Raw genomic sequence first — 12059 nt, forward strand, 5'->3', positions numbered from 1 at the left:
CCCATAAGTGGTGGGGGCGGTGTTGCCAGGGGCGTGTCCATGGCTTGTAGGAGCGGCGTGAGCCGCGAACTGGGCAGCGCCTCATGTAAAGTACGCAGCGGACTTTTCGAAACGGACGGGATGATGAGCAAAGGATCGGGCTTCGGGATGCGAATCGGCTTGTGGGTCGGCTTTGGCCTGATGGGCATCATGCTCCTGCTGCTGATGATCCAGGTCGATCGCCAGTGGCAGCGCATGACCGACATGACCCGCATCATGCAGGAGCAGTCCGAGGACATCCGGCGCACCAGGGGTTTGCTGCGCGACCTTGAGCAGACCGTGCGCAGCGGTCAGTTCCAGGTCGCGGGCGAGACCGCGCGGGAGGTGGCCACCGGCACACCCGATGCCTTTGACCGGGCGCGGCGCGCCCTCGATCAACCGGATTACGCCTCCGGCGACTGGCTGATGCTTGCCTTCGGTACCGGCCTGCGCACGATTACGCCGCTGGTGTCGTCGGACGCCTACGCCAGTGAGGTGCAGAACTACGTCCTCGAATCCCTGATCGCGCGTGATCCGGACACCCTCGAATGGCGGGGCCTCATCGCCGAAGACTGGCAGGTGTCCGAGGACGGCAAGACCATCACTTTCCGCCTGCGGCGCGACGTGAGCTTCTCGGACGGCATGGCGCTCACCGCGCACGACGTGCAATTCACCTTCGATTTCATCATGAACGAGGTGATCGCTGCGCCGCGCGACCGCGCCTATCTATCGCGCATCGAACGAGTCACCGCCCTCGACGATCACACGGTCGAGTTCTTCTTTGCCGAACCCTATTTCAACAGCCTGCAACTTGCGGGTGGCATGTCGGTGCTACCGGCGCATTTCTATAGCCGCTATCTCGACGATCCGCGCACGTTCAACGAAAGTCGGGGCCTGCTGCTCGGCTCCGGTCCGTATCGCCTCGCCAACCCCGAGACCTGGACACCGGATCAGGGTCGGGTGGAACTCGAGCGCAACCCGCGCTATTGGGGACCGGTGGATCCGCCCTTCGACCGCATCGTCTGGCGGGTGATCGAGAACGACAGCGCTCGTCTGACCACCTTCCGCAATCAGGATATCGATCTCTACGGCGCCCGCCCGCGTGAGTATCAGCGCCTGCTCGACGACGAAGCCTTGATGGCGCGCAGCCACCATTTCGAATACATGAGCCCCACTGCGGGCTATGCCTACATCGCGTGGAACCAGGAGCGCGCCGGCCAGCCAACCCGCTTTGCCGACCCGCGGGTGCGACAGGCGATGACTCTGATGACCGATGTCGACCGCATCATGGACGAGGTGATGCTCGGCTATGCTGAGCGGGCGGTAAGCCCATTCAGCCCCCGCTCGCCGCAGCACGACCCGGCCAATATGCCGATTCCCTTCGACCTCGAACGCGCCCGCGCGCTGCTCGCCGAGGCGGGTTACGCCGACCGCAATGGCGACGGCATCCTGCAGGGCCCCGACGGGCGCAACTTCGAGTTCGAGCTGACCTTCTTCCAGGACAACGAGGACACCCGGCGCATGGTGCTGTTCCTGCGCGATCTCTACGCGCGTGCCGGTGTGGTGATGCGTCCGCGTCCCACCGAATGGTCGGTGATGCTCGAAAACCTGCGGCAGAAAGACTTCGACGCGATCACGCTGGGCTGGACCTCCGGTATCGAAATCGACATCTTCCAGATGTTCCATTCGACCCAGACCATGGAGGGCGGCGACAACTTCATGAGTTACCGCAACCCCGAACTCGACCGGCTGATCGACGCGGCCCGCGCCGAAGTTGACGAGGACGCGCGCATGAAGCTGTGGCGCGAGGCCGAACGCATTCTGGTCGAGGACCAGCCCTATACCTTCCTGTTCCGACGCCACACGCTGGCCTTCGTCGACAAGCGCATCGCCAATATCGAGAACACCGCACTTGGGCTCAATCTGATGGCGGTGCCGGTGGAGGTGTACGTGCCGCAGGCGGTCCAGCGCAGGCGCTGAGCGATGCTCATCTATCTGCTCCGCCGCATCGCGTTGATGGTGCCGACCTTGTTCGGTATCACCATCGTGGTGTTCGTCGTCATGGCGGCCGCGCCCGGCGGCATCAGCGCGCAATCGCTGGTCGATGGCACCAACCTCGAACCGGAGACCCGACGCGCGCTCGAGGACTACTACAACCGGTTGTATGGTCTGGATCAGCCGGCGCCGGTGCAGTATCTGCGCTGGCTCAACAACATTTCGCCGATCGGGTTCTCGCGTGAGGCCGACGGTTCGTTGGGCAGCTTTTCGTTGTGGAAGGGCTCGGATCTTGGGGTGAGCTTCCGCTACGGCCGGCCGGTGATCGATCTGCTCGCCGAGCGCTTGCCGATTACCCTGCTGCTCAATCTGTTGTCGATTCCGCTCATTTACGCGGTGTCCATCGCCATCGGCGTGCAGGCCGCGCGGGCGCGGGGTGGCCGCTTCGACGTGGCCTCGAACGTCGTGCTGCTCGGCTTGTGGTCGGTGCCGACCATGCTCGCGGGCGTGCTGTTCATCGGCTTTTTCGCTTCCGAGCAGTACTGGCGCTGGTTTCCGACCGCCGGTCTGGTGCGACGAGAGGCAGTCGATCAGACCTTCTTGCCGTGGCTGGGCTCGATGTCCGATGTGATCGGGATGTTCCTCGCCGTTGGTCTGGCGGCGACGCTGTTGGTGTGGGCGGCGGCGAAGGCACCGCGCGCTGCACGTCATGTTGGTGGCGGCTTGCTTGGGGCGAGCCTCGGCTACCTCATGGCGGCCGACCTCAACGGCATGGCACCGGGCGGACTGCACCTCGTGCTCGCGGCGATTGGTGCGTTGCTGGTCGGGGGGCTCGCGGGCTTGGGCAGCGCCGCGCTGCGCATTGCGGTGGCCGGCGGGCTCGGCGTGGGCGTCGGCATCGGGCTGGCGCGCGCGGCCGGCGTGGAGGTGGTGCAGGGCGGCTATCTCTTCGACCGCGCCTGGCATCTGGTGCTGCCCGTGATCGCGCTGTCCTATGGCGGGCTCGCCTTTCTCGCCAAGCTTACCCGCTCGTCGCTGCTCGAGAACCTGGCGGCGGATTACGCGCGCACCGCACGGGCCAAGGGCGTGGATGAGGAAACCGTGCTGTGGCGCCATGTCTTTCGCAACTCCTTGCTGCCGCTGATCACGGTGTCGGCGACCTTGCTGCCCAGCCTGCTCGCGGGTTCGGTCATCATCGAGAGCATTTTCAGCATCGACGGCATGGGCAAGCTCGCGGTCGAGGCGGTGCAGACCCGGGACCGCGAGCTGGTGTTGTCAGTCACACTGATCTCCGGCCTGCTGACGCTCGCGGGCTACCTGCTGGCGGATATCGCCTATGCGATCGCGGATCCGAGGGTGAGTTATGACTGACGCAGTTGCGACGACTCAACACCCCCGTTCGCGTCCGTGGTCACGCCAGGTGGCGGGTGCATTGTTGCGCCGCACGGGCGCGCGCATCGGCCTCGCCTGGATCGCAGTGCTGGTGATGGTGGCGACCTTTGCGCCCTTCATCGCCAACAGTCACCCGCTGTACATGGTGGTCGATGGTCAGGGGAGCAGCCCGGCGCTCGCGAACCTCGAGCCGCTGGACTGGGTGTGGCTGGTCGGCTTCACGCTGGCGCTCGGGCTGGGGGTTTCCAGGCTGCAGGCATGGATCAAGCTCGCGGCATGGTTGTCCGGGGTCGCGGTCACGGCCATCGTCGCTTACGGCATGGTCTCACCGCCGGCGCTGACGATCTACGAGCAGTACCGCGAACTCGAGGGCGATGGCCGAATCGAGAAGGTGTGGCGGGCACCGATTCCCTACTCGGCCAAGGACTATCTGCGCGACTACGGCGACACCGGCATCGAGGCGCCGCTGAGGGCGGATGAGCGTCGCCACTGGTTCGGCACCGAGGAGAACGGCGCCGACGTGGCCGCACGCATGATCCACGCCTCGCGTATCGCGCTTGGCATCGGCTTCATCGCGACCGGCATCGCGCTGCTGATCGGCACGATCATCGGTGGGCTCATGGGCTACTTCTCTAGCGTGGTGGACATGATCGGCATGCGCCTGGTCGAGATCTTCGAGGCCATTCCGACGCTGTTCCTGCTGCTGACCTTCGTCGCCTTCTTCGGGCGGTCGATCTACATGATGATGGTCATCATCGGGATCACCTCGTGGTCCGGCTACGCACGCTACGTGCGCGCGGAATTCCTCAAGCTGCGCGAGCAGGATTTCGTCCAGGCCGCGGTCGCCTGCGGGCTGCCGCTGTGGTCGATCCTGTTCCGCCACATGCTCCCCAATGGCCTCGCCCCCTTGCTGGTGGCGGCGAGCTTCGGGGTTGCCTCCGCGATTCTCGCCGAAGCGACGCTCTCGTTCCTCGGTCTGGGCCTGGTGGATGACCCCTCGTGGGGGCAGATGCTCAACCAGGCGGTGCAGTCCTCGACCTTCAACTGGTGGCTGGCGGTGTTTCCGGGTGGGGCGATCTTTCTTACGGTGTTTGCCTACAACCTCATCGGCGAGGCCTTGCGTGATGCGGTCGATCCGCATACCCAGCGCAGCGGAGGCGCGGAGTGAAGCTGCTCGAGATCCGTGATCTGGTCACCGAACTGTCGGCAGACGGCCGCAACTGGATGCGCGCGGTCGATGGCGTGTCGCTTGCGGTGAAGCGGGGCGAGACCTTCTGCCTGGTGGGTGAATCCGGCAGCGGCAAGTCGGTGACCGCATTGTCTGCGATGGGCTTGCTGCCCCGGTTCCGGCACCGGCATCCGGGCGGCAGCATCCGCCTGCACGCGGACGGGAGCGGCGAGGGCATGGAGCTCCTCGGCGCGAGCGATGACGCGCTGCGCGCGGTTCGCGGCGGACGCATTGGCATGATCTTCCAGGAGCCGATGACTTCGCTGAACCCGGTGATGACTATCGGCGACCAACTCGACGAGGCCTTGCTGCTGCATCATCCGGAGATGCCTTCGGGCGAGCGAGCCGAACGCATCGTCGCCGCGCTGGCGGAGGTGCGCATGCCGGACCCGAGCGGCCGGGTGAAGGAGTTTCCGCACCGGTTGTCGGGGGGCCAGCGACAGCGGGTGATGATCGCGATGGCCTTGATCTGCGAGCCGGCGCTGCTGATCGCCGACGAGCCGACCACCGCGCTAGACGTCACCGTGCAGGCCGAGATCCTGCGCCTGATGCGCGAGCTGCAGGATTCGCGCGGGATGGGCATGTTGTTCATCACCCACGATTTCGGCGTGGTCGCGCAGATCGCGGACAGTGTCGGCGTGATGCGACAGGGCAAGCTGGTGGAGCAGGGGCCGGCGAGCGAGGTGTTGCGCAAGCCAAGCCACGACTACACGCGGCGGCTCATCGGTGCGCTGCCGGAGCGCTTGCCACGTGAGGCGCGGGCTGCGGCCCGCACAGAGCCCCTGGTGCGCGTCGAAGGGCTGAAGGTGCACTTTCCGGTGCGACGGGGCTTTCTTCGCCGGGTGGTCGATCAGTTTCGCGCGGTGGACGACGTGTCGCTCGAGGTTGGCGCGGGCGAGGTCGTAGCTCTGGTCGGTGAGTCCGGCTGCGGCAAGACGACACTGGGGAAGGCCTTGTTGCGACTCATCGAGCCGACCGGGGGGCGGATCGAGCTCGAGGGGCGCGACATCACCCATACCTCGCGCCAGGACCTGCGTGCGCTGCGCCGGCGCATGCAGGTGGTGTTCCAGGATCCGGGTTCCAGCCTCAATCCGCGTCTGCCGATCATGACCACGTTGCTGGAGCCGATGCGGGTTCATGGCATCGGCCGCGACGACGAGGAGCGCACGCGGCGCGCTGCCGAGCTACTCGAACGCGTCGAAATGCCGACCGACAGCCTGTGGCGTTATCCGCACGAGTTCTCCGGTGGTCAGCGCCAACGGCTGGCGATCGCTCGTGCGCTGGTGCTCGAGCCGCGCTTCATCCTGTGCGACGAGATCACCTCGGCGCTGGATGTCTCGGTGCAGGCCGGCATCCTCAAGCTGTTGCGCCGCCTGGTGGATGAGGATGGCCTGGGTATGCTGTTCATCACCCACAACATGGGGGTGGTGGAATACCTCGCCGACCGCATGGTGGTAATGCATCAGGGGCGGCTGGTCGAAAGCGGGCGAACCGATGCGGTACTGCGTTCGCCGAGCGAGGATTACACCCGTAGTTTGCTCGCCGCAGTGCCGCGGCTGGATGGGGCTTTGGTCGCTGCAACGTGAAAACGCCCCGCCAACGGTCAGGGTGGCGGGGCGTCGCGATAGGGTGCGAGGTTCAGGCGGCCTTGCGCTTGTCTCGCTCGATGATCGCGTAGGCCGAGTGGTTGTGGATGGACTCGAAGTTCTCCGACTCGACCGAGAAAGCGACGATGCGCGGCTCGAGATTGAGCAGACCGGCGACGTCGCGCACCATGTCCTCGACGAACTTGGGGTTGTCGTAGGCGCGCTCGGTAACGTACTTCTCGTCAGGACGCTTGAGCAGACCATAGAGCTCACACGAGGCCTGGCCTTCGACGAGCTGAACTATCTCTTCAATCCACATGTGGCCGTCGAGCTTGGCGGTAACGGTGACATGCGAGCGCTGGTTGTGCGCGCCGTAGTTGGAGATCTTCTTTGAGCACGGGCACAGGCTGGTGACTGGCACCAGCACCTTGACGTCGAATTCGTACTTGCCGCCTTCGTGGATTTCGCCGGTAAAGGTGACCTCATAATCCATCAGGCTTTGCACACCGGAGATCGGCGCCGCCTTGTTGATGAAGTACGGGAAGGTCATCTCGATGTGGCCGGTCTCGGCTTCGAGGCGCTCGACCATCTCGCGCAGCATCGGCTCAAAGTTCTCGACTGAGATCTCGCGCTCCCTGCCGTTGAGGATCTCGATGAAGCGCGACATGTGGGTGCCCTTGAAGTTGTGCGGCAGGCCCACGTACATGTTGAAGGTCGCGACGGTGTGCTGCACGCCGCCGTTTCGATCGCTGACGCGCACCGGATGGCGGATGGACTTGATGCCAACCTTGTTGATGGCGAGCTGACGTGCGTCCTCGAAGCTCTGGACGTCTGGAATGGCTTGCGCCTCGATGGGTTTCATGTGCTGTTCTCGGTTGGATCTTGATATGCATCAAAGCTTATCAAGCCCGACAAATTTACTCAACTATTGTTATGATTGAACCGCTCAATGGCGGCAAGGATGCCGTCCCGGTCCAGTCCCGCGCCAGCCAGGAGTTGGCTCTGGTCGCCGTGGTCGATGAATCGATCCGGTAGACCCAGGCGCAGGACACGCGGCCGATGTGGCAGGGTGTCGACGATACGCGAGATTTCGGCGCCGACGCCGCCGATCACCGCATTCTCCTCGACGGTGACGAGCAGTTGATGCTTGGCGGCCATCTCGATGATACAGGCCTCGTCCAGCGGTTTGGCGAAGCGCATGTTCACCACCGTGGCATCCAGCATCTCGCCAACTTCCAGGGCGGGTGTGAGCATGCTGCCGAAAGCGAGCAGGGCAATCGCTTCGCCGCTACGCCTCACTTCAGCCTTGCCGATCGGCAGGGCCTGCATCTGCGCCTGAGGCACGACGCCCGAGCCGCTGCCGCGCGGATAGCGCACCGCAGTGGGGCCTTCATGCTGATACGCGGTGTAGAGCATCTGCCGGCATTCGTTCTCGTCCGATGGTGTCATCACCACGAGGTTGGGCAGGCAAAGCAGGTAGGACAGGTCGAAGGCGCCATGATGTGTGGCGCCATCCGCGCCCACCAGGCCGGCACGGTCGATGGCCATCATGACGGGCAGGTTCTGCAGTGCGACATCGTGGATGAGCTGGTCGTAGGCACGCTGCAGAAAGGTGGAGTAGATCGCCACCACCGGCTTGCGGCCCTCACAGGCCAGGCCCGCGGCGAAGGTCAGCGCATGCTGTTCGGCGATGCCCACATCATGGTAGCGGTTCGGGTATTCCTTCGCGAAGCGCACCATGCCGGAGCCTTCGCGCATGGCGGGAGTGATCGCGACGAGCCGTTCATCGGCCGCGGCCATGTCGCACAACCAGTCGCCGAAGACCTGCGTGTAGCTGAGTTTGCCGCCGCTCTTGCCGGTTGCGATGCCCGAGTTGTGGTCGAAGCGGGAGACGCCGTGGTACAGGATGGGATCGGCTTCGGCAAGCTTGTAGCCATGGCCCTTGCGGGTCACGACGTGGAGAAACTGGGGGCCGCGCAGGTTGCGCAGGTTCTGCAGCATCGGGATCAGCGCGTCGAGGTCGTGACCGTCGACCGGGCCGTAGTAGTGGAAGCCGAACTCCTCGAACAGCGTGCCCGGCGTGATCATGCCCTTGACGTGTTCCTCGACCTTGCGCGCGAAATCGAGCACTGGCGGAGCGATGCCGAGCACCTTCTCGCCGGCGCGACGGGCCGCGTTGTAGGTTCGGCCGCTCAGCATCCTGGCGAGAATGCCGGTCAGCGCGCCGACCGGTGGTGAGATCGACATCTCGTTGTCGTTGAGAATGACCAGCAGATCGGCGTCGCGGGTGACGCCGGCGTTGTTCATCGCCTCGAACGCCATCCCCGCGGACATCGCGCCGTCGCCGATGACCGCCACAGCCCGGCGGCGCTCGCCCTTGTCACGCGCTGCGACCGCCATGCCGAGCGCGGCCGAGATCGAGGTGGACGAATGGGCAGTGCCGAAAGTGTCGTAGGGGCTCTCGCACCGGCGCGGAAAACCGGAGATGCCGCCATGGTGCCTCAGTCCGGCCATCGCCTCACGGCGACCGGTGAGGACTTTGTGACCGTAGGTCTGGTGACCGACGTCCCACACGATACGGTCTTCCGGGGTGTCGAAGACATAGTGCAGGGCGATCGACAGTTCGACGGTGCCGAGATTGGAGGACAGATGGCCGCCAGTCTTAGATACCGACTCGATCAGGAAAGCGCGCAACTCGTCCGCCAGCGCGGGCAGTTCCGAACGGGTGAGGCGGCGCAGATCGGACGGAGCGTCGATGCGCTTGAGCAGTTCGTAGGCGGACATGGCGTGGAAGCGGTGTGAGGGGGTCAGAACCTGCGATGGACGATGAAGACTGCAAGTTCCCGTAGCCGGGTTGCGGCGTGGCCGAGCGGAACAAGTGCAGCCTCGGTTTCGTCGAGCAGGCTGTCGGCGAGCTTGCGGGCCTCACCGAGGCCGAGCAGGCTCACGTAGGTGGGTTTGTTGTTGTCGGCGTCCTTGCCGGCGGTCTTGCCAAGGGTTGCAGTATCCGAGTTGGCGTCGAGGATGTCGTCTACCACCTGGAACAACAGCCCCACAAGCTTGCCGTAGCGGTCGAGCCGCTCGAGGGTGTCTGCACTGCAGTTGCCACACTGAGCGCCCAGCAGAACCGATGCACGGATCAGGGCGCCGGTCTTGCGGATGTGCATGAACTCCAGTTCTTCGAGGCTGATCGCGAGGCCCACCGATGCGAGGTCGATCGCTTGTCCGCCGGCCATGCCACGTGATCCCGAGGCTTGGGCAAGGAGGCGGATCATCGCGATTCTCCGCTCTGCCGGCAGGGTTTCGGCACAGGCGTCTTCCGCCCCGCACAGGACCTCGAAAGCCATCGTCTGCAGTGCGTCGCCGGTCAGGAGCGCGGTTGCCTCATCGTATTCGACGTGCACCGTGGGTTTGCCACGGCGCAGTGCGTCATCGTCCATGCAGGGCATGTCGTCGTGCACCAGTGAGTACGCATGGATGAGTTCGACTGCCGCTGCGGCACGGTCCAGTTCATTGGCGGTCGCACCGGCGATCTCGCCGGCACCATGTACGAGGAGCGCCCGCACCCGTTTGCCGCCGCCCAATACCGCATAACGCATGGCTTCATGCAGCAGGTCGGGGTGCGTGGACGAAGGCGGGAGCAACTGCCCAAGCGCGTCTTCGGTGCGAGCCTGGATGTCGGCCATCCATTGTGCGAAGTCGCTCAAGGTCACGCCTCTTGATCGCCGGATTCGACCAGCGCGTCGCCCTCAAGCCTGAGAATGCGCTGCTCTGCCTCGGTCAGCGTGTTGCGGCAATACTTCAACAGCGTGACCCCGCGCTGGTAGCGCGCCAGGCCGTCTTCGAGCGAGATTGCCGACCCTTCCATCTCCTCGACGATGCGCTCGAGTTCGGCAATGGCCGACTCGAAGGATTTCGGCGAACCGGAAGGCTTTGTCATGGTCTGAGCTGACGGGGTAAAACGCTGAACATAACCGATTGACCCGCTGGTGGTCAAACAGCATTTTTCGTAGAATGGAAGGTCTTTTATTCCGGATTTCTTGATTGCCAAGAGGGGGGTTCGGGCATGTCCGACAGTGCTTCCAAGGCGCAACTGGCGCCGGGAGCTTCGCAGCTTCCGGTGTCGATGTACTTCGACGAAAAGGTGTTCGAGCTGGAGAAGCGCCTTCTCTTTGATGCCGGTCCGGGGTACGTTGGCCATGAGCTGATGGTGCCTGAGGCCGGCAGCTATCGTTCGCTGGAGTGGCTCGACCATTCCAAGCTGCTGATGCGCACCGATTCGGGCATCCACCAGATGTCGAATGTCTGCCGTCATCGTCAGGCCATCATGCTGCAGGGTGCCGGCAAGACCGATCACGTCGTGTGCCCGGTGCACCGCTGGACCTACGACCGCGAGGGTGCGCTTCTCGGCGCGCCGCACTTTCCTGCCAACCCCTGCCTCAACCTCAAGCGCGATACGCTGGAAAACTGGCATGGTCTGCTGTTCAAGGGACCGCGCTCGGCCGTCGAGGATCTGGCTGGCATGGAAGTGGCCAAGGAGCTCGACTTCAGCGGTTACAAGCTTGATCGCGTTGAAATCCACGAGTGCAACTACAACTGGAAAACCTTCATCGAGGTTTACCTCGAGGACTATCACGTCGTGCCCTTCCATCCGGGCTTGGGCAACTTCGTAACCTGTGACGACCTGACCTGGCAGTTTGGTGACTGGTACTCGGTTCAGCAGGTCGGCATTACTTCGCTGGCCAGGCCGGGTAGCGAAGTCTACGCGAAGTGGCACAAGGCGGTGCTCGACTACTACGGTGAGCACAAACCCGCGCACGGTGCGATCTGGCTGACTTACTACCCGAACATCATGGTCGAGTGGTATCCGCATGTGCTCGTGGTGAGCACGCTGATCCCGAAGGATGTCAACAAGACCACCAACGTGGTCGAGTTCTACTATCCGGAAGAGATCGTCGAGTTCGAGCGCGAGTTCATCGAGGCCGAACAGGCGGCCTACATGGAAACCGCGATCGAGGATGACGACATCGCCGAGCGCATGGATCGGGGTCGCTGGGCCTTGTTGCAGGAAGGGCGCAACGAGGTCGGCCCGTACCAGTCACCGTTCGAAGATGGCATGCAGCATTTCCATGAGTTCTACCGGCGCATCATGGAGCCGCATCTGTGACCGAGATTTGCAGAGCATGAACAAAAAGGGCGCCGTTGGCGCCCTTTTTGCTCGCGCTGATGAGGCGTACGAGCGCAGGCGATACGGAACATCGCCTCCGCTGCAAGGGGGCGGGGCGGGAGCGAATTCAGTGACCCGCCTGCAATTCCTTCGGCAGCGGAAACACGACCTTTTCCGGCACGCCCTCGAGCAGACGGACGTTCTTGCCGCCCAGTTCGCGCAGTCGGGCGACGACATCCTCCACGAGTACCTCGGGGGCAGACGCGCCCGCAGTGACGCCGATGCGTCGCTTGCCTTCGAGCCAGGCAGGATCGATCGCGTCTGCGTTGTCGATCAGCCAGGCGGGAACGCCACGCAGGGCGGCGACCTCGCGCAACCGGTTGGAGTTCGAACTCGTGGCCGAGCCCACCACGAGCACCGCGTCCACTTGCGGTGTCATGAACTTGACCGCGTCCTGCCGGTTCTGGGTCGCATAGCAGATGTCGTCCTTGCGCGGGCCGACGATACTCGGGAAGCGCTGCTTAAGCGCCGCAATGATCGCCGACGCATCATCGATCGACAGCGTGGTCTGGGTGACGAAGGCGAGCTTGTCCGGGTTGGCGACCTGCAGGCTCGCAACATCATCGACGGTTTCGACGAGATCGATGCCCCCTTCGACCTGGCCCATCGTGCC

General features: G+C 64.1%; 9 protein-coding genes and 1 pseudogene. 5 read left to right on the plus strand and 5 right to left on the minus strand.

Going from position 1 to position 12059, the window contains the following annotated elements; all coding sequences use genetic code 11:
* Positions 1–123: 123 nt before the first annotated feature.
* From GPA21_RS15825 to GPA21_RS15840, 4 genes are read left to right on the plus strand one after another with little or no spacing between them, the layout of a single operon-like run.
* Positions 124–1998 carry a peptide-binding protein gene (locus GPA21_RS15825; protein WP_211163643.1) on the plus strand — a complete coding sequence of 625 codons (1875 nt, stop codon included), beginning with the start codon at positions 124–126 and terminating at the stop codon, positions 1996–1998.
* Between the two features lie 3 nt (positions 1999–2001).
* Positions 2002–3384, plus strand: coding sequence for an ABC transporter permease (locus GPA21_RS15830; protein ID WP_168989098.1), 1383 nt, complete (start codon positions 2002–2004; stop codon positions 3382–3384).
* Positions 3377–4573 carry an ABC transporter permease gene (locus GPA21_RS15835; protein ID WP_168989099.1) on the plus strand — a complete coding sequence of 399 codons (1197 nt, stop codon included), beginning with the start codon at positions 3377–3379 and terminating at the stop codon, positions 4571–4573. Before GPA21_RS15830 ends, GPA21_RS15835 begins: the two co-directional genes overlap by 8 nt.
* Entirely contained in the window at positions 4570–6219 is a 1650-nt protein-coding gene (locus GPA21_RS15840; RefSeq protein WP_211163644.1) for an ABC transporter ATP-binding protein, read from the plus strand. Before GPA21_RS15835 ends, GPA21_RS15840 begins: the two co-directional genes overlap by 4 nt.
* A gap of 52 nt (positions 6220–6271) precedes the next feature.
* Here GPA21_RS15840 and folE2 read toward each other — a convergent pair whose 3' ends face one another.
* From folE2 to xseB, 4 genes are read right to left on the minus strand one after another with little or no spacing between them, the layout of a single operon-like run.
* A complete protein-coding gene (folE2, locus tag GPA21_RS15845) occupies positions 6272–7081 on the minus strand; it encodes a GTP cyclohydrolase FolE2 (protein ID WP_168989100.1) in 810 nt (269 codons plus the stop codon).
* 59 nt (positions 7082–7140) lie between these two features.
* Positions 7141–9003: a 1-deoxy-D-xylulose-5-phosphate synthase gene (dxs, locus tag GPA21_RS15850; protein ID WP_168989101.1), complete on the minus strand. Its 1863-nt coding sequence runs from the start codon at positions 9001–9003 to the stop codon at positions 7141–7143.
* Positions 9004–9026: 23 nt separating this feature from the next.
* Positions 9027–9905 (minus strand): polyprenyl synthetase family protein, encoded by an 879-nt coding sequence (locus GPA21_RS15855; RefSeq protein WP_168989106.1) that lies wholly within the window; start codon positions 9903–9905, stop codon positions 9027–9029.
* Between the two features lie 23 nt (positions 9906–9928).
* The gene (xseB, locus tag GPA21_RS15860; protein ID WP_168989102.1) at positions 9929–10159 is read right to left on the minus strand and encodes an exodeoxyribonuclease VII small subunit; all 231 of its coding nucleotides are present in this window, start codon (positions 10157–10159) and stop codon (positions 9929–9931) included.
* Between the two features lie 126 nt (positions 10160–10285).
* Here xseB and GPA21_RS15865 point away from each other — a divergent pair, with 126 nt between their 5' ends.
* The gene (locus GPA21_RS15865) at positions 10286–11386 is read left to right on the plus strand and encodes an aromatic ring-hydroxylating oxygenase subunit alpha (protein WP_168989103.1); all 1101 of its coding nucleotides are present in this window, start codon (positions 10286–10288) and stop codon (positions 11384–11386) included.
* A 127-nt stretch (positions 11387–11513) separates the two neighbouring features.
* Here the strand turns inward: GPA21_RS15865 and ispH are convergent.
* Positions 11514–12059, minus strand: a pseudogene (gene ispH / locus GPA21_RS15870) (4-hydroxy-3-methylbut-2-enyl diphosphate reductase); the annotation flags it as partial.

This window comes from Azoarcus taiwanensis, assembly GCF_012910885.1.
GTDB classification, from domain to species: Bacteria; Pseudomonadota; Gammaproteobacteria; order Burkholderiales; family Rhodocyclaceae; genus Azoarcus_F; species Azoarcus_F taiwanensis.